This is a genomic window from Noviherbaspirillum sp. (genome assembly GCF_035627455.1).
In the GTDB taxonomy this organism is placed as follows: domain Bacteria; phylum Pseudomonadota; class Gammaproteobacteria; order Burkholderiales; family Burkholderiaceae_D; genus Noviherbaspirillum.
The window spans coordinates 1-21,033 of the sequence record NZ_DASPLS010000002.1; the positions used below are offsets into that span (position 1 = coordinate 1).

The 21,033-nt window shown below is 64.3% G+C and carries 21 protein-coding genes; 12 read left to right on the plus strand and 9 right to left on the minus strand.

Annotated elements, in window-relative coordinates; all coding sequences use genetic code 11:
- From miaA to mutL, 3 genes are all read right to left on the minus strand, one after another.
- On the minus strand, positions 1–608 hold a 608-nt coding region (gene miaA, locus VEC01_RS00050), incomplete at its 3' end, for a tRNA (adenosine(37)-N6)-dimethylallyltransferase MiaA (protein ID WP_324897491.1).
- The gene (locus VEC01_RS00055; RefSeq protein WP_324897493.1) at positions 608–1,774 is read right to left on the minus strand and encodes a multidrug effflux MFS transporter; all 1,167 of its coding nucleotides are present in this window, start codon (positions 1,772–1,774) and stop codon (positions 608–610) included. The genes VEC01_RS00055 and miaA, both read right to left, overlap by 1 nt.
- A 47-nt stretch (positions 1,775–1,821) precedes the next feature.
- Entirely contained in the window at positions 1,822–3,645 is a 1,824-nt protein-coding gene (gene mutL, locus VEC01_RS00060; RefSeq protein ID WP_324897495.1) for a DNA mismatch repair endonuclease MutL, read from the minus strand.
- 125 nt (positions 3,646–3,770) lie between these two features.
- Here mutL and VEC01_RS00065 point away from each other — a divergent pair, with 125 nt between their 5' ends.
- Positions 3,771–4,421, plus strand: a complete 651-nt coding sequence (locus tag VEC01_RS00065; protein ID WP_324897497.1) for a VTT domain-containing protein — start codon at positions 3,771–3,773, stop codon at positions 4,419–4,421.
- 74 nt (positions 4,422–4,495) lie between these two features.
- Here the strand turns inward: VEC01_RS00065 and VEC01_RS00070 are convergent, their stop codons facing one another.
- The 3 genes from VEC01_RS00070 to tsaE all read right to left on the minus strand — a co-directional run bounded on the left by VEC01_RS00070 (position 4,496) and on the right by tsaE (position 7,016).
- Positions 4,496–4,996, minus strand: coding sequence for a chemotaxis protein CheW (locus VEC01_RS00070; RefSeq protein ID WP_414691395.1), 501 nt, complete (start codon positions 4,994–4,996; stop codon positions 4,496–4,498).
- A gap of 230 nt (positions 4,997–5,226) precedes the next feature.
- Entirely contained in the window at positions 5,227–6,567 is a 1,341-nt protein-coding gene (locus VEC01_RS00075) for an N-acetylmuramoyl-L-alanine amidase (RefSeq protein WP_324897499.1), read from the minus strand.
- Complete coding sequence (tsaE, locus tag VEC01_RS00080) at positions 6,531–7,016, minus strand: tRNA (adenosine(37)-N6)-threonylcarbamoyltransferase complex ATPase subunit type 1 TsaE (protein ID WP_324897501.1); 486 nt, start codon at positions 7,014–7,016, stop codon at positions 6,531–6,533. The genes VEC01_RS00075 and tsaE overlap by 37 nt, the downstream gene beginning before the upstream one ends.
- Positions 7,017–7,087: 71 nt before the next feature.
- On the opposite strand from tsaE, the gene queG reads away from it, so the two are divergent.
- On the plus strand, positions 7,088–8,212 hold the full coding sequence (gene queG, locus VEC01_RS00085) for a tRNA epoxyqueuosine(34) reductase QueG (protein ID WP_324897503.1): 1,125 nt from the start codon (positions 7,088–7,090) through the stop codon (positions 8,210–8,212).
- On the opposite strand, the gene VEC01_RS00090 is transcribed toward queG, so the two are convergent.
- From VEC01_RS00090 to VEC01_RS00100, 3 genes are all read right to left on the minus strand, one after another.
- Positions 8,178–9,068 carry an AEC family transporter gene (locus tag VEC01_RS00090; RefSeq protein WP_324897505.1) on the minus strand — a complete coding sequence of 297 codons (891 nt, stop codon included), beginning with the start codon at positions 9,066–9,068 and terminating at the stop codon, positions 8,178–8,180. The genes queG and VEC01_RS00090 overlap by 35 nt on opposite strands.
- A gap of 84 nt (positions 9,069–9,152) precedes the next feature.
- Positions 9,153–9,743, minus strand: coding sequence for a response regulator transcription factor (locus VEC01_RS00095; RefSeq protein WP_324897507.1), 591 nt, complete (start codon positions 9,741–9,743; stop codon positions 9,153–9,155).
- 117 nt (positions 9,744–9,860) lie between these two features.
- Positions 9,861–11,903 (minus strand): PAS domain S-box protein, encoded by a 2,043-nt coding sequence (locus tag VEC01_RS00100; RefSeq protein WP_324897509.1) that lies wholly within the window; start codon positions 11,901–11,903, stop codon positions 9,861–9,863.
- 174 nt (positions 11,904–12,077) lie between these two features.
- Between VEC01_RS00100 and VEC01_RS00105 the strand changes: the two genes are divergently transcribed.
- From VEC01_RS00105 to VEC01_RS00150, 10 genes are all read left to right on the plus strand, one after another.
- A complete protein-coding gene (locus VEC01_RS00105) occupies positions 12,078–13,085 on the plus strand; it encodes a TRAP transporter substrate-binding protein (protein ID WP_324897511.1) in 1,008 nt (335 codons plus the stop codon).
- An 89-nt stretch (positions 13,086–13,174) separates the two neighbouring features.
- Positions 13,175–13,738, plus strand: a complete 564-nt coding sequence (locus VEC01_RS00110; RefSeq protein ID WP_324897513.1) for a TRAP transporter small permease — start codon at positions 13,175–13,177, stop codon at positions 13,736–13,738.
- On the plus strand, positions 13,735–15,015 hold the full coding sequence (locus VEC01_RS00115; protein ID WP_324897515.1) for a TRAP transporter large permease subunit: 1,281 nt from the start codon (positions 13,735–13,737) through the stop codon (positions 15,013–15,015). The genes VEC01_RS00110 and VEC01_RS00115 overlap by 4 nt, the downstream gene beginning before the upstream one ends.
- A gap of 192 nt (positions 15,016–15,207) precedes the next feature.
- Positions 15,208–17,247, plus strand: a complete 2,040-nt coding sequence (locus VEC01_RS00120; protein WP_324897516.1) for a methyl-accepting chemotaxis protein — start codon at positions 15,208–15,210, stop codon at positions 17,245–17,247.
- A gap of 212 nt (positions 17,248–17,459) precedes the next feature.
- Positions 17,460–18,197, plus strand: a complete 738-nt coding sequence (locus VEC01_RS00125; protein WP_324897518.1) for a TerC family protein — start codon at positions 17,460–17,462, stop codon at positions 18,195–18,197.
- Between the two features lie 45 nt (positions 18,198–18,242).
- On the plus strand, positions 18,243–18,668 hold the full coding sequence (locus VEC01_RS00130) for a universal stress protein (RefSeq protein WP_324897520.1): 426 nt from the start codon (positions 18,243–18,245) through the stop codon (positions 18,666–18,668).
- 133 nt (positions 18,669–18,801) lie between these two features.
- Entirely contained in the window at positions 18,802–19,302 is a 501-nt protein-coding gene (locus tag VEC01_RS00135; RefSeq protein WP_324897522.1) for a methylated-DNA--[protein]-cysteine S-methyltransferase, read from the plus strand.
- Positions 19,299–20,204 (plus strand): site-specific tyrosine recombinase XerD, encoded by a 906-nt coding sequence (gene xerD, locus VEC01_RS00140; RefSeq protein WP_324897524.1) that lies wholly within the window; start codon positions 19,299–19,301, stop codon positions 20,202–20,204. The genes VEC01_RS00135 and xerD overlap by 4 nt, the downstream gene beginning before the upstream one ends.
- A gap of 8 nt (positions 20,205–20,212) precedes the next feature.
- Entirely contained in the window at positions 20,213–20,596 is a 384-nt protein-coding gene (locus VEC01_RS00145; RefSeq protein WP_324897526.1) for a YbaN family protein, read from the plus strand.
- Positions 20,597–20,650: 54 nt separating this feature from the next.
- A complete protein-coding gene (locus tag VEC01_RS00150; RefSeq protein WP_324897528.1) occupies positions 20,651–20,971 on the plus strand; it encodes a hypothetical protein in 321 nt (106 codons plus the stop codon).
- The last annotated feature ends 62 nt before the right edge of the window (positions 20,972–21,033 follow it).

Here is a 21,033-nt window from a genome sequence, read left to right on the forward strand (position 1 = left end):
TCCGAGGGTTCGAGCGACAGCGGCAGGATGTCGAACGGCAGCTCGGCCTTCGGTGCGCGCGCGAGCAACTGCGACATCGGTTGCCCGGTGAGTGCGAAGATTTCCAGCGCGCGCTGGATGCGTTGCGAATCGTTCGGCTTCAGCCGCGCAGCCGTTTCCGGATCCACGCTTGCCAACCTCGCATGCAGGGCCGGCATGCCGAGCGCGGCGGCTTCCGCGTCCAGCCGTGCGCGCACTTCCTGATCCGCCTGCGGCAACGCATCCAGCCCGTCGCGAAGTGCCTTGAAGTACAGCATCGTGCCGCCGACCAGCAGCGGCAGCCGGCCGCGCCGGATGATGCCGGCCACGAGTTCCAGCGCATCCTGCCGGAACTGCATTGCCGAGTATGCATCGCGCGGGTCGAGGATATCGATCAGGTGGTGAGGGGCGGCGGCACGCTCTTCCGCGCTCGGCTTGGCGGTGCCGATGTCCATGCCGCGGTAGACCAGCGCGGAGTCGACGGAGATGATCTCGGACGGAATCCGGCGCGCAACTTCAAGCGCGGCGGCGGTCTTGCCGGACGCGGTCGGCCCCATGATGGCAACGGCAAGCGGTTTCACAACATGCATCATGCAGCCTTTTCAACGGTAGCCGGCATGCCACGGACCGACACGAAGATGCAGATGCCGATGCCGCAGGAAATAAGGGCGAGCGGATACAGGGTGCCATTGTGTGTCGCGCCGACGACGGTGCCGACCACGAACGCGACGCCCATATACAGCGCGCCCATCAGGCCGGCCGCGGTGCCGGCCTGTTGCGGGAACGGCGAGACCGCGCCGGATTGCGCAATCGGAAAGTTGATGCCGTGCGCACCCATGGTCAGGAACATTGCCGCCAGCACCAGCGCCCAGTGCGCGATACCGGCGGCGACAGCGCCGAGGAAGCCGAGTCCGGTCAGCAGCGACAGGGCGCTGCCGAGCCGGAAGGCACGCGATCCGCCGATGCGCGAGAGCAGGCGGCGGCAGACGATGGTGCCGCCCATGTAGCCGGACACACCGAAAGCGAAGCAGTAGCCGAACCATTCGGTGGGGACCTGCAACACTTGGATCAGCACGAAGGACGAGCCGGAAATGAAGGAAAAGATCGCACCGTAGGACAGCGCGCCCGGCAGCGCATGCGCCCAGAAGTCGCGCGCGCCGAGCACGATGCGGTAGTTGGCGAGCAGGCCGGACAGTTCCGTGGCGCGCGGGTCCCTGTACTGGTTGGTCTCTGGTAGTTTCAACAGGCTCATCGCGAGCAGGCCGGCGGAAAAGGCCGCGAGCGCGGCAAATGCGGCGCGCCAGCCGAAACTTACCTGGAGGTAGGAACCGAGGATGGGGCCGAGCAGCGGCGCCAGCGACAGCCAGGTGCTGGCGCTGGCCACCACCCGCATGCTGTCTTCCGGCCGGTAGGCATCGCGCACGATTGCGCGCGCGATGATCACCGCCGAGCAGCAGCCGAGCGCCTGCAGGAAGCGGGCCGCGATCAGCATCGCAATGGATTGCGACAGGCCGCAGGCAATGCTGGCGGCGACATACAGCGACAAGCCCGCGATCAGCACCGGGCGCCGGCCGAAGCGGTCCGACAAGGGGCCGATCACGAGCTGGGCGCCGCCGAAGCCGATCACGAACAGCGACAGGGTCAGCTGCACGGTCGACGGCGGCACGGAGAACGCAGATGCGAGGCCAGGCAGCGACGCCAGGTAGAGGTCGGTCGACAGCGGCTGCAGCATCAGGAAGGCAGCGATCAGCGCCAAGAGCGGGGCTTGCGCGAACGGCGCGAGCGGTCGGACGGCGCTATCCACTATTGCCCGCGCAGGAACAGCTTGTCGAGGTCGGCGAGCCCGAGCTGCACCCAGGTGGGGCGGCCGTGGTTGCACTGGTCGGCGCGCTCGGTCGCTTCCATCTGGCGCAGCAGCGCATTCATTTCCGGCAAGGTCAGCGAACGGTTCGCACGCACCGCGGTGTGGCAGGCGAGCGTGCCCAGCATCTCGTTGCGCCGCTCCAGCAGCACGCGCGAGCCGCCGAACTCGCGCAGGTCGCGCAGCACGTCACGCGCCAGGCTTTGCGCATCGGCGTTCTTCAGCAGCGCCGGCACCGCGCGTACCGCGAGCGTGGTCGGCGACAGCGCGGTGATGTCGAAGCCGAGCGACTGCAATGCCGGCTGGCTTTCTTCTACGGTGCCTACTTCGACCGGATCGGCGTAGAAGGTAACCGGGATCAGCAGCGGCTGCACCTGCAGGGCGTCGGCATCGAGCGCGGTCTTGAGCTGCTCGTACAGGATGCGTTCATGCGCGGCATGCATGTCGACCAGCACCAGGCCCTTCCGGTTCTGCGCCAGCACATAAATGCCGTGCAGTTGCGCCAGTGCGAAGCCCAGCGGGAATTCGTCACCGGCGTCGGAAATGTCGTCAACGATGGCGCCAGGCTGCGGCGCGACGGAGCTGCCTGCCGCGGGTGCGGAGGCGGGCGACGAGAACAGCGCGCCGTAGTCGGCGGTGCGCTGGGCGACGCCGAGCGGCGCGGCGAACTGGCGGTCGAAGGAGGTTTGCTGCTGTTCGCGGATCCACGGCAGCGCGGCGGACGAGGCGACGACCGGGGCCGGCGCGGCGTTGTCGGCGCCGGGCGCGGTGTGCGCCAGCGCGCGGCTGACCGCATGGAACACGAACTGGTGCACCGCGCGGCTGTCGCGGAAGCGCACTTCGATCTTGGACGGGTGCACGTTCACGTCCACCAGCGCCGGGTCGAGGTCGAGACCGAGCACGTAGGACGGATAGCGGTCGCCGTGCAGCACGTCCTGGTAGGCGGCGCGCACCGCGTGCGTGAGCAGCTTGTCACGCACGAAACGGCCGTTGACATAGAAATACTGCGAGTCGGCGCGCGCGCGCGCAGCGGTCGGCAAGCCGACGAACCCGTGCAGGCGCAACGGGCCGGCGCTTTCGTCAAGCGGCAGGCGGGCGCCGGCGAACTCGGCGCCGAGGATGTGCGCGCTGCGCTTGTCGACTTCGCTCACGTTCCAGTGTTCGACCGTCTTGCCGTTGTGCGACAGGGAAAACGCGACGTCCGGTCGCGACAGCGCGATGCGCCGCACGACTTCGGCGCAATGGCCGAACTCGGTCTGCTCGGACTTCAGGAACTTGCGCCGCGCCGGCGTGTTGAAATACAGGTCGCGTACGTCTACCGTGGTGCCGAGCGCGCCGGAAGAAGGCGCCACCTGGCTGTGGTGACTGCCGGAGATTTCCCATGCATGCGGCTCCTGCGACGTGCGCGAGGTCAGCGTGAGCTGCGCCACCGATGCGATCGACGCCAGCGCTTCGCCGCGAAAGCCGAGGGTGCCGACGTTTTCCAGGTCCTCCAGGGAGGCAATCTTGGAGGTGGCATGGCGTGCCAGCGCCAGCGGCATCTGCGCGGGCGGGATGCCGCGCCCGTTGTCGGTGATCGCGATGCGCTTGACGCCGCCTTCCTCGAGGCGGATCGTGATCTGCGTGCCACCGGCATCGAGCGCGTTTTCGAGCAGTTCCTTCACCACCGCCGAAGGACGGTCCACCACCTCGCCGGCGGCAATCTGCGAAATCAGGTGGTCGGGAAGGGCCTGGATCGGGCGGGACGGGATATGCGGTGCGTTCATGGCCGAATTATAACGCTGCAAGCCGTTGTGGCCGGCCCGGCAGCAAGGCTGTAAATGTTTGTTCCATCTCTTAATGCCGGGCAAAACGCTGGTGTATGATTCGCCGGTCAGTCAGTGGAGCAAGCATGGATTTTCTGCAATTTTTCGACATGATCCTGCATGTCGACAAATACATGGGCACCTTCATCGCCGAGTACGGCACGATGATATACGTCGTGTTGTTCGCCATCGTGTTTTGCGAAACCGGCCTGGTGGTGTTGCCCTTCCTGCCGGGGGACACCCTGCTGTTCATCGCCGGCGCTTTTTGTGCCTCCGGCGCGATGAATGAATGGCTGCTGATCGCACTGCTGGTGTTCGCCGCGATCAGCGGCAATACCGTCAATTACTGGATCGGCAGCGCGATCGGGCAAAAGGTGTTCACCCACGATTACCGCTGGCTCGACAAGGACGCGTTGCGGCGCACGCACGCGTTCTACGAGAACCACGGCGGCAAGACCATCATTCTGGCGCGCTTCGTGCCGGTAGTGCGCACCTTCGCGCCTTTCGTGGCCGGCGTGTCGGCGATGACCTTCGCCAAATTCCAGTTCTTCAATATCGTGGGCGCGGTGATATGGGTCGCGGGACTCGTCGCCGCCGGCTATTTCTTCGGCAATATTCCCTTGATCCGCGATCACCTGAACACCATCGTGCTGGTGGGCGTCGGCGCCGCGGTGATCCCGGTCGCGCTTGGCGGCATGTGGAAGGTGTACCAGAGGCTGGCAGGCAGCCGGCACTGACGCCCGTCCGGGAAAAAAAAGCGCCGGCATCTTCCGATGCCGGGCGCCTTTGGCGGCCTTGTCCGCGGACCGGCTTACACCGTCGCCGCTTCGATCAATCCCATTTCCGCACTGGACATGAGGCGGTCGATGTCGACCAGGATCAGCATGCGCTGGTCGATGGTCCCCAGGCCGATCAGGTAATCGGTATTGAGCGCGGTGCCCATTTCGGGCGCCGGCTTGATCTGTTCGGGAGCGAGCGTGATCACGTCGGACACGCTGTCGACCACCATGCCGACCACGCGCCCGTTGATGTTCAGGATGATCACCACGGTGAACTGGTCGTAGGTCGGCGTGCCAAGGTTGAACTTGATGCGCATGTCGACGATCGGCACGATGATGCCGCGCAGGTTGACCACGCCCTTGATGAACTCGGGGGCGTTGGCGATGCGCGTCGGCTCTTCGTAGCCGCGCAGTTCCTGTACCTTAAGGATGTGGATGCCGTATTCTTCCTTCCCGAGCGTAAATGCAAGGAATTCGCGGGCGGAGGCGCTGTCGGCGGATTCTGTTGACGGAGCAGCGGCAGTTTGCATCATGATGTCTCGTCCTTATCAAGGAAAACGTCCAGCGTCGCCTTCGCCGAAGGCGGTCGCGGCTTCTGATCAGGGGAAGGAGAATATTTCCCCTTCACAAAAGAGTAGCAGACTCTCGGGCAGTTTGCGACCTTCGAAAAGCAGGCATTCGGCAAATAGCGCGACAGCGTGGTGAAACCGCGGCTGCGGCGGATGTCAAAGTTTTAATTTTGCCGGCGCCGGCTTGACCTGAATCAGGTCATCCGGTTCTTGGCCAGCGGCGGATTCTTCGCAAAGTACTTCCGGATCCCCTTCAGCACCGCATCCGCCATCTGGTCCTGGTAGGCATCGTCGGTCAGCTTCGCTTCCTCTTCCGGATTGGAGATGAACGCGGTTTCGATCAGGATGCTGGGGATGTCTGGTGCCTTCAGCACCGCAAAGCCCGCCTGTTCCACCGCGTTCTTGTGCAGCCGGTTGATGCCGCTGATTTCATTGAGAACCGACTTGCCCACCTTCAGGCTGTCGTTGATCTGGGCCGTGGTCGACAGGTCGAGCAGCACGTGCGCGAGCTGCCGGTCCTGCGTCTTGATGTTGACGCCGCCGATCAGGTCGGCGGCGTTTTCCTTGTTCGCCAGCCAGCGCGCGGCGGTGGAGGAGGCGCCCTTCTCGGACAGGACGAAGACCGAGGAGCCGCGCGCGGTGCTTTCGATCCATGCGTCCGCATGGATCGACACGAACAGGTCGGCCTGCACCTTGCGCGCCTTCTGCACCCGCACATGCAACGGCACGAAGTAATCGCCGTCGCGGGTAAGCATCACCCGCATGTTGGGCTGCTCTTCGATTTTCGCTTTCAGGCGCTTGGCGATCGCCAGCACCACATCCTTTTCCCTGCTGCCGCCGCGGCCGATCGCGCCCGGGTCCTCGCCGCCGTGGCCCGGATCGAGCGCGATGGTGATCATGCGGGTGAGCGTCTGCGGCTTGTCTTCCTTGCTGTCGACCTTGGCCGGCTGGATGTCCGCGTGGGCCACGGCAGGCTGCGCCGGTACCGGCTCCGGCCGCGCTTCCGCAACCGGCGGCTTCGTTTCCGCCGGCTTTGACCATTCCCCCTTCTGGATCAGCGCGGCGATCGGGTCGGGCGGATTGACCGGATAGAGGTCGAAAATCAGGCGGTGCCGGTACTCGCCGACCGGCGCCAGCGTGAATACCTGCGGGTTGACTTCTTCCTTCAGGTCGAACACCAGCCGCACCACGTTCGGCCGGTTCTGGCCGACGCGCACCTGCTTGATGTAGGGATCGTTCGACTGGATCTTGGCGACCAGCTGCTTGAGCGTCGGGTTGAGTTCGAGGCCTTCGATGTCGACCACCAGCCGTTCCGGGTCCTTCACGATGAAGTGGCTGGTCTTGAGCACGCTGTCGTTTTCCAGCGTCACCCGCGTGTAGTCTTCGGCCGGCCACACGCGTACCGCCAGGATCTGGGCGGCGTAGGCTGGCTGCGGGGCGAAAACGGAGAGAAGAAGGGTGCCGCCGGCTTTCAGGAGAGTGCGGCGGGCTTTTGCTTTCACAGATTGGGCGCGAATTTCAGACGGTCGAGGCATTGACAACCCTGGTCGGTCAACCCTTGCAATTCTATATCACGCCCGGCTCCGGAGATGCTCAAAAGCACTTTTATGTCTGGCGCCGGCAACACCCCGGCTGCCTTTTCCGGCCACTCGATCACGCAGACCGTGCGGTCGTTGAAATGCTCGCGGAAACCCGCATCGAGGAATTCCTCCGGGCTGCCCAGGCGATACAGGTCGAAATGGATGACGTCCGCCGCTCGCCCGCCGAGCTGCACGGTATAGGGTTCGGCCAGGGTGTAGGTCGGGCTCTTGACGTGCCCGGCGTGGCCGGCCGCGTGCAGCATCGCCCGGGTGAGCGCGGTCTTGCCGGCGCCGAGGTCGCCGTGCAGGTAGATCGTCAGGCCGGGCGCGAGCGCGCGGGCGAGCGCGGCGCCAAGCGCGGCGGTCCCTTGTTCATCATGCAGGTGAGTCTGGAAGTGCTGCATCTCGTAAAATGGCTGTCTGTGCCGCGAACTCCTCGCGGCAATTTTCGTCTAGTCGGGGAAACCCGCCTGCCATGACTGTTTCCGATAACAATTTGTCCACACTTGCGCTGGCCATCAAGGCCTGGGGCCGCGAACTCGGTTTTGCGGAGATCGGCATCGCCAACGTCGACCTGCGCCACACCGAGGCTGGTTTCCAGGCATGGCTCGATGCCGGCCATCATGGCGACATGGATTATATGGCAGCGCACGGAATGAAGCGCGCGCGGCCGGCGGAACTGGTGCCGGGAACGGTGCGCGTGATCATGGCACGCATGAATTACCTGCCGCGCGAGACGGCTGCGGACTGGCGCGACCGCGAGCTGCAGCGGGCGCAGGATCCGGGCCGGGCGACGATCTCGGTCTATGCGCGCGGCCGCGACTACCACAAGGTCTTGCGCGCCCGCCTGCAGCAGCTGGCCGACCGCATCCGCAATGAGGTCGGCGAATTCGGCTACCGCGTGTTCACCGACTCGGCGCCGGTGATGGAAGTGGCGCTGGCGGAGAAATCCGGCATCGGCTGGCGCGGCAAGCACACGCTGATGCTGAACCGTGAGGCGGGTTCGATGTTCTTCCTCGGCGAGATCCTCACCGACCTGCCGCTGCCGGTCGACGCCCCCGGCGGCGCACATTGCGGGCAGTGCAGCGCCTGCATCGGCGCCTGCCCGACCCAGGCCATCCTCGGCCCCTACCAGCTGGATGCGCGGCGCTGCATTTCCTACCTGACCATTGAGCTGAAGGGCGCCATTCCGCTCGAGCTGCGGCCGCTGATCGGCAACCGTGTGTACGGCTGCGACGACTGCCAGCTGGCCTGCCCGTGGAACAAGTTCGCGCAGCGCTCGGAGCTGCCGGATTTCGACGTGCGCAACGGGCTGGACGAGGCATCGATGGTCGCGCTGTTCGGCTGGGACGAGGCGGAGTTCAACCGCCGGCTGGAGGGCAGCCCGATCCGGCGCATCGGGCATGAGCGCTGGCTGCGCAACCTCGCGGTCGGGCTCGGCAATGCCGCGCGCCAGCGGCGCGGCGACGCGGCGATTGTCGCCGCATTGCAGGCGCGCGCGCAGCACCCTTCGGAAATGGTGCGCGAACATGTGGCATGGGCGCTTGCACAGCACCAGTCCGGCGCTAGCGTGCCAGCGCCAGCCACACCGGCAGGGTGAATACCGACAGTACCGTGCCGCTCGAGATCAGGAATGCGACAAACGGGCCGTTGCCGCCCATGCGGGCGGCCAGCACGTAGGCGCTGGATGCCGTGGGCAGCGCGCAGAACGCGACCGCGACCTGCAGCTGCAGCGGCGGCAGCCCGAGCGAGCGGCCGAGCAGCAGGCCGATCGCCGGCAGCACCAGCAGCTTGACCGACAGGAAATACGCTGCCATCCCCTTCGCCTCATGCAGCCCGGACAGGCGCAGGCCGGCGCCGACGGTGAGCAGGCCGACCGCGATCGAGGCATTGGCCATCCGCGACAGCGTCGCATTGACTACTTCCGGCAAGTGCAGGCCGAGCATGTTGAATGCCATGCCGCTGGCAGTGGCGACGATCAGCGGATTCTTTGCCAGTTCCTGCAGCAGGCCGCCGCTGCGGTGCACCAGCGCGTGAACCGCAGCCATGTTGCAGATCGGGACGGCGAAACCGATGATCAGCGCCATCAGCGAGGTGCCAGGCTCGCCGGCCAGCCGCGACGCGATCGCCAGCGCGATATAGGAATTGAAACGGAAGGCGGTCTGCACGCCGGATTCGAATATCATCGGCGGCCCCCTGAACAGCGGTCTTGCAAGCCAGCCCAGCGCGATCCCCGCCGCTACTGCACCCAGCGCGACCTGCAGCATCTTCCCGGTGGAGCCGAAGTCGAGCGGCGTGCGGGCGGTGGAATAAAACAGCAGCGCCGGGAACAGGAAGTAATAGATCAGCTTTTCGAGGCCGCTCCAGAACGCGGTGCCCCAGTCGGTGAAGCGCATCAGCAGGAAGCCGAGCAGGATCAGCGCGAAATCGGGGAACAGGATGGTGGCAATCGACATGAAGATGAAGCGGCAGGGCAGGGCATGCTAAACCATCCATCTTACCGAGGATCGGCATTTCCCGCCGCCCATGCCGGGCGCCGGCTATTTCAGCAGGCGCGCGAGTTCGACCGCGGTCTTCACGTTCATCTTGTCGAAGATGTGCGCACGGTGGACTTCCACCGTGCGCATGCTGATGCCGAGCTCGTCGGCGATCACCTTGTTCATCTTGCCGGCGAGGATGAGGTCCAGCACTTCGCGCTCGCGCAGCGACAGGGTCGACAGGCGGGTGTGGACCTGGGCGGCCGCGCCTGCCTCGCGCGAGGCGGCCAGCGCTTCTTCCACGCGGTCCATTAGCTTGTTGTCGTTGAATGGCTTTTCAAAGAAATCGAAGGCGCCGCGCTTGAGGGTGTCGACCGCCATCGGCACGTCGCCGTGGCCGGTGAGGAAAATGATAGGCAAGCGCTGGATCAGGCCGCGCGTGGTCAGGGTATCGAACAGCGCCGAACCGCTCATGTCGGGCATGCGCACGTCGAGCAGCACGCATTCGCCCTGCGGGTCGATCGCCGGGCGGGCGTCGAGCGCGGCGAGGAATGCGGCACCGCTTTCATAGGCAGTTGTGGCGATCGAACGCGAACTCGCGAGCCAGGTCAGCGAATCGCGAATTACCTCTTCGTCATCAACGATGTGCAGCATTCAGTCTCCTCAAGTGCGAGCGGACCGGGACTTCGTCCCTTTGTAACCCGTTCGTCATTATAGAGAGGTTGCTGCGCGTACAGTCGAAATTGTTCCTTAATGGCAATAATCCCCGGTTCAATGTTGTTCCGCCGTGCCCGTTTCCGCCACAGTCTCGGCATGCGCCGGCAGCGAGAACCGGAAAACCGTGCCGCCGTCCGGATTGTGCGCGTGGATCAGCGTCCCGCCGTGGAATTCGACTGTGGTGCGGCAGATGTTCAGGCCCATGCCCATGCCTTCCGCCTTGGTGGAGAAGAACGGCGAAAACAGGCGCTCCGCGACTTCCTGCGGAATGCCGTGGCCCTGGTCGATCACGGAGACCGTTACCGCCGGCTGCTCCGCTTCGCCGTCGCGGCCGGCAACAATGCGCAGGATGCGGCGTTCCGGCGCGACATCCTGCATCGCCTCGATCGCGTTGCGCGTGAGGTTGAGCAGCACCTGTTCCAGCATTACGCGGTCGGCGAGCACGTCGGGCAGGCCGGGCGCGACCTGCACCTGGGTGGCGACGAAGAACTGGCGCGCCTGCAGTTCGACCAGCGGGATCACGCCTTCGATCAGCGACTGGATCGCCAGCGGTTCCCGGCTTGGTTCGCGCCGCTTCACGAAGGTATGCACGCTGCGGATGATCTGGCCGGCGCGCTGGGCCTGGGTGCCGGCCTTTTCCAGCGCCGGCTTGAGCAGATCGAGGTCGACCGCGCCGGCCTTCCCGGCGCCGTTGTTGATCATGTTCAAGGCGCCGGTGGTGTAGCTGGAGATCGCCGCCAGCGGCTGGTTCAGTTCATGCGCCAGCGTCGATGCGATTTCGCCCATGGTTGCCAGGCGCGCGCTGGCCTGCAGCTTTTCCTGCTGGCGCCGGTTCAGGTCTTCCACCCGCTTGCGGTCTGAAATGTCGAGGATCGACCCCATCCAGCCGGTCTGGCGGCCGCTGTCGTCAACCAGCGGCGATTCGAAGATCAGCACCGGGAAGCGTTCCCCGTTGGAGCGCTGGAACACGGTTTCGAACTGCGGTGTCACGGTGCCGGCCAGCACCTGCGTAAACCGCTGCTTGTACTCGTCCATCGCCTCCGGCGCCCAGTACGGCATGGGCGGCGTCTTGCCGACCAGTTCCTCGGCCGAGATGCCGACCATTGCGCAGAACGCCGGATTGACGTAGGTGATCCGGCCTTCCAGGTCGCGCGCGCGCAGGCCGGTCATCAGCGAATTTTCCATTGCAGTCCGGAATGCGACCTGCTGGCGCAACGCGCCTTCCGCCGCCAGCCGGCGCGTGATGTCGCGCCACAGCGCCCACAGGCTCCACAACAGGCCGAGCGACAGGGCGATTACGGAGGCGACCAGCAGGCTGGGCAGCAGCTTCGGCTCGCCCTTGACGCTGTTGGTGCGCAGCGCCAGCGTGGTGCCGCGCAGGTCGAGCGCACGGCGGTGGGTGTAGACGCTGCGTCCCGGGCCGCCGGCGGCTCGCCTTTCGATCACGGCGTCGTCCTGGTCGGTCAGCACGATCTCGTTGTCCTGCGCGAACCACCATGGAATCAGTTCGTTCAGCAGGCTCGATACCGAGTAGCTGGCCACGACGCTGCCGAGATAGGTGTCGCCGGCAAAGACCGGGACGTGGTAGTCCAGCATCACCGGGCCGGCGCCGCCGGGCGGCGACCCTGGCGCGCTGTAGAGGGCGCTGCGCGTCTCGCGGGCCTGTTCTGCGGCGATACGCGACGCGGTCGGATACTCGCGCAGCTTCGGCTGCGTATCGTCCGTGGAGACGACCGGGTTGCCCTCGGAATCGAACTGGGCGATTCGCGCCAGTTCGCGATTGTTGCGGATCATCGCCGTCAGCCGGTCGCGCAGCCGTTTCTCGGACAGGTAGCCGGACGCCATTTCGCTGGCGATCATGCGCAGGCTTTCTTCATTGCGCCCGAGCTGGAAGCGGATCGTCTGTTCCACCCATAGCGTATCGGCGATCAGCTGCTCCTGGCGCTCGTTGGCTTCCATGCGCTGCGCCTGCCACGGCAGCCACAGCAGCGTCGACAGGAACAGCAGCACCAGCAGGATGGGCAGGGTCCAACGCCATGCCTGGCGCCGGTTGCGGGCGAGGGTGCGGAATTTGCGGCGGGCGTTTTCAAGGATCATGGAGGAGCAGGCCTGGGATGTTTCAGATCAGTGTAGTGCAAACCAGGAGCGGCCCGGCTGGCAGCCAGTTGTGGTTATCCACAGTTGTAGGGGAAGTAACAGCTGCGGACAATGCGGTACACGGATCGAAAAAGTTTCGACATCCTGTGCCCGACCAAATAAATGGAGACCTTCATGAAACTCAAAACCCTGGTTTTTGCCCTGACTGCCGCTGCCGTGATGAGCACCAACGCCTACGCGCAGGCACCCATCATCATCAAGTTCAGCCACGTCGTCGCGAACGACACGCCCAAGGGCAAGGCAGCAGAACGCTTCAAGGAACTTGCCGAAAAGGCAACCAAGGGCCGGGTGAAGGTCGAGGTCTACCCGAACAGCACGCTGTACAAGGATAAGGAAGAACTTGAGGCCCTGCAACTTGGCGCGGTGCAAATGCTGGCGCCGTCGCTGGCCAAGTTCGGTCCGCTCGGCGTGAAGGAATTCGAGGTGTTCGACCTGCCGTACATCTTCCCGAACAAGGACGTGCTGTACCGCGTCACCGAAGGCCCGATCGGCAAGGACCTGCTCAAGAAGCTGGAGCCGAAGGGCATCACCGGCCTGGCCTATTGGGACAATGGTTTCAAGGTCATGTCCGCCAACAAGCCGCTGCGCAATCCGGACGATTTCAAGGGCCTGAAGATGCGCATCCAGTCGTCCAAGGTGCTCGACGCGCAGATGCGCCAGCTCGGCGCCAATCCGCAGGTGATGGCCTTCTCCGAGGTTTACCAGGCACTGCAGACCGGCGTGGTCGACGGCACCGAGAACCCGCCGTCCAACCTGTACACGCAGAAAATGCATGAAGTACAAAAGCAGGTGACGGTGTCTAACCATGGTTACCTGGGCTATGCGGTGATCGTCAACAAGAAGTTCTGGGACGGCCTGCCGGGCGATGTCCGCACCGCGCTGGAAGGCGCGATGAAGGACGCCACCCGCTACGCCAACGCGATCGCGCAGCAGGAAAACGACATGGCGCTGGATGCGGTGCGCAAGTCCGGCAAGACCGAAGTCTACGTGCTCAACGACAAGGAGCGCGATGCATGGCGCAAGGCGCTGCTGCCGGTGCAGAACGCGATGGCCGGCCGTATCGGCGCGGATCTGATCAGCGCCGTCAACAAGGAATCGGCCGCGCTCGGCTTCAAGCAGTAATAGCAATACCAACGGGAGAGGGCACGGCGACGGCCGTGCCGACATGAAAAAGTCCGGCCCGCTCCCGGCCGGACAATACAGGAGAAGACATGAAATTCCTTGATCACCTTGAAGAATGGTTGATCGCCTTTCTGATGGGGGCGGCGACCATCGTCATTTTTATCGCCGTTATCCACAGGTATGCGTCCGGCATGCCGATCCCGGGACTGCAGGACTGGCTCATCCAGCTCAATACCAGCTGGGCGCAGGAACTCACCATCTATATGTTCGTGTGGATGGCAAAATTCGGCGCGGCCTATGGCGTGCGCACCGGCATTCACGTCGGCGTCGACGTCCTGATCAACCGCATGGATACGCCTTGGCGCAACAAATTCATCGTCTTCGGTCTGCTCTCCGGCGCGCTGTTTACCGGCATCGTCGGCACCCTCGGCGCGAGCTTCGTGTACGAGCTCAGCCACCACTCCAGTACCTCCGAAGTGCTGGAACTGCCGATGTGGATGGTGTATTCCGCCATTCCGCTCGGTTCCTACCTGATGTGCTTCCGCTTCCTGCAGGTGGCCTGGAACTTTATCAAAACAGGTGATTTGCCCAAGCATGACGTGTCGCATGTGGAAGGCCTTGAAAACGAAGACCTTGCCGGGAGCCGTGTATGAACGCAGCAATTATTTTCGTCCTCCTGCTGGTCCTGATGCTGACCGGCATGCCGATTTCGATCTCGCTCGGCCTGACGGTTCTGACCTTCCTGTTCACGATGACCGAGGTGCCGATCGAATCGGTTGCGCTGAAACTGTTTACCGGCATCGAAAAGTTCGAGATCATGGCGATCCCGTTCTTCATCCTGGCCGGTAACTTCCTGACCCACGGCGGCGTCGCGCGGCGCATGATCGGGTTCGCCACTTCGATGGTCGGCCACTGGCACGGCGGCCTCGCGCTGGCGGGCGTGATGGCCTGCGCGCTGTTCGCCGCAGTGTCCGGTTCCTCGCCGGCGACGGTGGTGGCGATCGGCTCGATCATCCTGCCGGCGATGGTGCGCCAGGGTTACCCGAAAGGTTTCGGCGCCGGCGTGATCACGACTTCGGGTGCGCTCGGCATCCTGATCCCGCCGTCGATCGTGATGGTGATGTATTCGGTGTCCACCAATACCTCGGTCGGCAAGCTGTTCATGGCGGGCGTGATTCCGGGCCTGATGCTGGCGACGCTTCTCGGCCTGACGACCTGGGTGCTGGCAAAAAAGAAGAACTATCCGCGCATGCCGAAGGCTTCCTGGAGCGAGCGCTTCACGGCGTTCCGCAAGAGCGCCTGGGGCCTGCTGCTGATCGTCATCGTGATGGGCGGCATCTACACCGGTGTCTTTACGCCGACCGAGGCGGCCGCGATGTCGGCGGTGTATGCCTTTGTTATTGCAGTCTTCGTGTACAAGGACATGACCCTGAAGCAGGTGCCGAAGGTGCTGCTCGACTCGGCATCCATGTCGGCGATGCTGCTGTATATCATCACCAACGCGGTGCTGTTCTCGTTCCTGATGACCAGCGAAAACATTCCGCAGGTAATGGCTGGCTGGATCATGGACAAGGGCTTCGGCGTGATCACCTTCCTGCTGGTGGTGAACATCCTGCTGCTCCTGGCCGGCAACGTGATGGAGCCGTCGTCGATCGTGCTGATCATGGCGCCGATCCTGTTCCCGGTGGCGATGCAGCTCGGCATCGATCCGGTGCACTTTGGCATCATCATGGTGGTCAACATGGAAGTCGGCATGTGCCATCCGCCGGTGGGCCTGAACCTGTATGTGGCGTCCGGCATCACCAAGATGGGTATCACCGAGCTGACGGTGGCCGTGATGCCGTGGCTGCTGACCATGCTCGGTTTCCTGGTGCTGGTCACTTACGTGCCGCAGATCTCGCTGTGGCTGCCGAATCTGCTGTTCAGCTGATACCGGCAGATCCGGAACAAGGCGCGCCGAAGGGCGCGCCTTTTTTTTTGCCGGTACTGCATTTGCGGTATGGAATGCAGTGCGCGCGCCTCCTATGATGGTTAGACGTATAGGGTGCGTCGCCGAACAATAACAACAGCGACGCGCTGCGCTGCACACCCCCGTGATGCGGTCGTTTTCGAGGAGGCGAAAATGGATAAGGCTGGAACGTCGATGCAGCGCGTGCTGCAGCCTGCAATGTGCTGGATGGACCGCATGCGCTTTCTGCCCAAGTCGGTGCTCATTGCTTCTCTGGTAGGCGTACCCTTGCTGGTGCTGTTCGTGCTGCTGCAGCGTGAACTGATGGCAAGCGCCGATTTCGCTGCGCGGGAGCGCGCGGGGGTCCAGTACGTCAATGAGCTGCTGGTGCTGAATGCGCTGGCGCAGTCTGCACGGGCGCACGGCAATGCGGCGCACGGGAGCGGCGATGCCGAGGTGCGCGCCGCCCATGCGGAAGCCCGGGCACGCGTCGAGGGACAATTGAAGAAGCTTGAATCTGCGGCGCGGCTGCCGGGAGAGCTCGGCCTGGAGGCGGAAGGGCGATCGCTGCGCCAGCGCTGGCCACGGAGCGAGACGCCGGACGATGACGGCTATCGCGCCTTCGTGTCCGAACTGCAGAAGCACATCGAGCTGGCGGCGGGCCGGTCGAACCTGGCGATGGACCCGGAGGCGGACTCCTTCCGGCTTGCCGGCGCGGTCACCTCGTCCCTTGTCGCGCTGGCGGCCGACCTTGGCGATATTCGCAGCATGACGGCCGCCGCGGTGGCGCGCCAGGAAATCACGCTGCAGGAGGCGCGCAAGGTATCGGAGCTCGGCGTGCTCGGCCGGCGCGCGTATGCCGAAGCGATTGCGGATATCGATGCCGCGTTCGCGCTGAACCCGGCGCTGGCAACGCAGCTGGCGGCAGCGCGCCGCCGGCTCGAGAATGCCAGGGAGATGCTGGCGGCGCATGCCGGCGACCTGTCCAACAGCCCGCTGTTCCAGCTGCCGGTGCCGGAATACCTGAAGCAGACGGCAGCAGGCACCGACGCCGTGTCCGAGCTCGCCGCGCAAGCCTCGTCCAGCCTCGACCGGCTGCTTGCCGAGCGGCATGAGGGCATCCGGCGCAAGCAGCTGCTGGCCTATGTGCCCATTGTCCTGTCCGCGCTTGTCGCCGTGTATTTCATGCTCGCTTTTTACGCCTCCTTCCGCCGGTCGCTTACCGTGCTCGAGGTTTCGGTCACGCGCATGCGCCATGGCGACCTCGAGCCGGACCCGCCGGTGCGGGCCAAGGATGAGCTGGGCGAAATTCTGCGGCAGGTGGGCGACATGAAACAGCATCTGGCGCATATGATCGGCGACGTGCGCGACAGCGCCGCGCTGATCGACAGCGGCGCACACGAGATTGCCGCGGGAAATACCGACTTGTCGGCCCGCACCGAGGCGCAGGCCGGGTCGCTGGAAAAGACGGCATCGTCGATGGAGCAACTGACCGGAACGGTCAAGGAAAACGCGGAAAGCGCGCACGAGGCAAACCGGCTGGCGATGTCGGCATCCGACGTGGCGTCGCGCGGCGGCGCGGTGGTCGGGCAGGTGGTCAGCACCATGGGTGCAATCAAGGAAAGCTCGCGCCGGATCGCGGACATCATTGGTGTGATCGACGGCATCGCATTCCAGACCAATATCCTCGCACTCAACGCCGCGGTGGAGGCGGCGCGCGCCGGCGACCAGGGGCGCGGTTTTGCCGTGGTGGCGGCGGAAGTGCGCTCGCTGGCGCAGCGTTCTGCGGCGGCGGCCCGGGAAATCAAGGTGCTGATCGGGGATTCGGTGGAAAAGGTCGACGCCGGCAGCGTGCTGGTCGACCAGGCCGGCAGCACGATGGCCGACATCGTGACCTCGGTGCGGCACGTCGCTGACATCATGAACGACATTTCTCAGGCAAGCCGGGAACAGAGCGTCGGTATCGAGGCGGTGAACCGCGCCATCAGCGAAATGGATGCGATGACCCAGCAGAACGCAGCACTCGTCGAACAGGCGGCGGATGCCGCACGCAGCATGCAGGAACAGGCGACGCTGCTGGCACAGGCGGTATCGGTATTCAAGCTCGATACGACGCCGGTGCTTGCCGCTCCTGTCAGGAAGCTGTCGACAAGAGGTGTGCGCCCCAGCACACTTGCCGTGACGCTACGGACAGCCGAATGGGAAACCTACTGAACCGCCGGTAATGCTTCCGTGATAAGCTTGCGCCGGATTCAACGGGAACTTCCGGCGACATGTCTGTCTAGTATTCTGGGTGCCCGACGGGCAATTTCCGGAGCGCCGTCTACTTGACAGGCCGGGCAAAGCTTGCGCCACAGCGGCTGCCGTCATTGCCTCCCGCCGGGTCCGACATAACCAAATTCCGGCTTCACATTCATTTCATCGACATGGACGATCCTCAATTCTGGCTGGCGGTCCTGCAGATCATCGCCATCGACGTCGTGCTGGGCGGCGACAACGCGGTGGTTATCGGCCTTGCCTGCCGGCGCCTGCCCGAGCGGCAGCGCAAACTGGGCATTCTCTGGGGGATGGCGGGCGCAATCGGCTTGCGCGTCATCCTGATCATGTTCGCCGTCACGCTGCTGGCGGTGCCCTATCTCAAGCTCGTCGGCGCGGCTCTCCTGCTGTGGATCGGCATCAAGCTGCTGCTGCCGGAAGACGAAGGCGGCGATCATCAGATCGAGGCGGGCGCCACGCTGGCCGCCGCGATCAAGACCATCATTGTCGCGGATGCGGTCATGAGCCTGGACAACGTGATCGCGATCGCCGGCGCCGCCGGGGATAGCAAGGCGCTGGTCGTGTTTGGCCTGCTGATGAGCATTCCGATCATCATGCTGGGCAGCCAGCTGGTGATCAAACTGATGGATCGCTTCCCTATCGTGATCGTGGCCGGCGGCGCGCTGCTCGGCTGGATCGCGGGCGGCATGGCAGTCACCGACAAGGCCGTGAACGAATACCTGGGAGCAGTGTTCCCGGCGTCGAGCTGGCTGGGGCCGGTCGCGGGCGCGCTCATCGTCATTGCCGCAGGCAAGCTGCTGGCCGCGCGCGCCGGCAAGAAGGGCGAGGAGCAACTGGAGGACCTGGCGGCGAAACAGCCGGCGGCCGGGCGAAGCGACGCCGAGTAGGCAGCGCCGGCTGGTGGCGGACATGCATATTTCCGGAGAAACAAGATGCTGAAAGTACTGTTGGCTGTTGATGGTTCCGAAAACGCCTTGCGTGCGGGCGACGCCGTCATCCGGCGCGCGCGGGAGGCCAAGGGCGGTTACGAGGTCCATCTGGTAAATGTGCAGCACCCCCTGCACGGCGGCATCAGCACCTTCGTCAACCAGGCGCAGATCAAGGACTATCATCACGACGAAGGCATGCGCGCACTGGCGCCGGCGCGCGAGAAGTTCGACGCGGCCGGCATCCCCTGCGAGGTGCATCTGTTCGTCGGCGAACCGGCGCAGGTCATCGCACGCTACGCAAGGGAGCAGGGATTCGATGAGATCGTCATCGGAACCCGCGGCCTGACGCCTGTTGCCGGCCTGGTGCTCGGCTCGGTGGCATCCAAGATCGTTCATCTGGCCGAGGTGCCGGTCCTGCTCGTCAAGTAAATTTCCCCATCCAGGTTGCTTTTCCGCTGCTTGAGACCACCGCGCCCGCGGCTGGTGAAGCCGGTTCGATACGGGCAAGCGCTGGCTCGACGAGGCGGATATGATTTATGCTGGCAATGAAAGGCAGTACATCATGCAAGCATCCCAGAACAGCGATTTGTTTTCCGCCATCGTCGAGGCGCCGTTCGGCGCCATCGGCATCCGTGCCGAGCCGGGCGTCATCCGCGAGCTGGTCTACCTGCCGCGCACCTTCAGCGAAAAGGCGCCGGACGACGCGCTGTCCGAGCGCGCCGCGCAACAGGTGCAGCGTTACCTGCGGGAGCCGGATTTCCGCTTCGAGCTGCCGCTGGCGGCAGTCGGTACCGCATTCCAGCGCCGGGTGTGGGAGGTGATTTCCGCCATTCCGCGCGGCGACGTGCTGACCTACGGCCAGGTGGCGAAGGCGTTGCGGTCGGCGCCGCGCGCGGTCGGCCAGGCTTGCGGCGCGAACTGGTTTCCGCTGGTGATCCCCTGCCATCGCGTTACCGCGTCCGGCGGCCTCGGCGGTTTTTCCAATCATGACGACGAGACCGGTTTCCACCTTGGCGTCAAGCGCTGGCTGCTCGCGCACGAAGGCGTCGCAGGCTATCGATGACCGACGCATTGACGACCAACCAGGCGGCGGTCGATGAATTCTGCGACACCTTGTGGCTCGAGGACGGGTTGTCGAAGAACACCCTGGATGCGTACCGGCGCGACATGAACTTGTTTGCCGCCTGGCTGCACAAGGAGCACGGCAAGACACTGTATGCGGCCGAAGCGGCCGACATCAACGGCTACTTTGCCGCACGTCATGCACAGACCAAGGCGACGTCCGCCAACCGCCGGCTCGCCGCGCTGAAGCGTTTCTACCAGCTGGCTTTGCGCCAGCATCGCGTCACGGCCGATCCCTGCCTCCGGATCAAATCGGCCAAACAGCCGCCGCGTTACCCCAAGACCTTGTCGGAAGCGCAGGTGGAAGCACTGCTAGCCGCACCGGACGTCAATACCCCGCTCGGTTTGCGCGACCGCACCATGCTCGAACTCATGTATGCCAGCGGACTGCGCGTATCGGAACTGGTGTTGCTCAAGACAATCGAACTCGGCATGAACGAAGGCGTGCTGCGCATTACCGGCAAGGGCAGCAAGACGCGCCTGGTTCCATTCGGCGAGGAGGCGCGTTCCTGGATCGAGCGGTATCTGCGTGCCGGGCGTCCGGCGATCCTGGGCGGCCAGGCGGACGACGCCTTGTTCGTCACCGCGCGCGGCGCGGCGATGACGCGCCAGATGTTCTGGACGCTGATCAAGAAGTACGCGCTGCGTGCGGCGATCAATGCCCCGCTTTCGCCGCATACGCTGCGCCATGCGTTCGCGACCCACTTGCTCAATCACGGCGCCGACCTGCGCGTGGTGCAATTGCTGCTGGGGCACGCCGACATTTCAACCACGCAGATCTACACGCACGTTGCACGCGAACGGCTGAAGAAACTGCACGCGCTGCATCATCCGCGCGGATAGGATACGGAATGAAGATTCTGCTGAATGTCATCGGAAGCATCGCCGTCGTGCTTGCGATCCTCGGCATCTTCCTTCCCTTGCTGCCGACCACGCCCTTCCTGCTGCTTGCTTCCGCTTGTTACCTGCGCGGTTCCGAGCGCATGCACCGCTGGCTGCGCAATCACCGGCTGTTCGGCGAATACCTGCGCAACTTCGAGGACAATCGCGCACTCCCGCTGCGCGCGAAGGTCGTCACCCTCGTCCTGCTCTGGGCATCGATGGCCTATTCGATTTTCGTGGTCGAGATGTTATTGCTCAAGGTCATGCTGCTTGTGATCGCCATCGGCGTGACGATCATGATCCTTCGCATGAAAACGCTGGAAACCACCAGGCCCGGACGCGACTCAGAATGACGCATCGCCAACGGGTGTGATTGCCACCCGTGCGCTCACTTCATGAGGAAATCGATGATCACACGCATCTGGCGCGGTTGGACCAGCAGGCAGAACGCCGCCGCCTATCAGGACTTGCTGCTCAATGAAATCTTTCCCGGGATCGAGGCGCGCAAGATTGCCGGTTTCCGCGGCATTTCCCTGTTGCGCCGCGAGATGGTCGATGAAGTCGAATTCGCGACCATCATGTGGTTCGACTCGATCGACGCGGTGAAGGATTTTGCCGGTCAGCATTACGAAACCGCAGTCGTGCCGCCGAAGGCGCGCGCGGTACTTGCGCGCTTCGATACCAGTTCCGCGCATTACGACACGGTGGTTCCGGCGCCGCTCGCGTGAAGGCTGTGGCGCGGCCGGCACACGGATCGAATAGCGCCCGATTCCCTTGCTTAATCTCAATT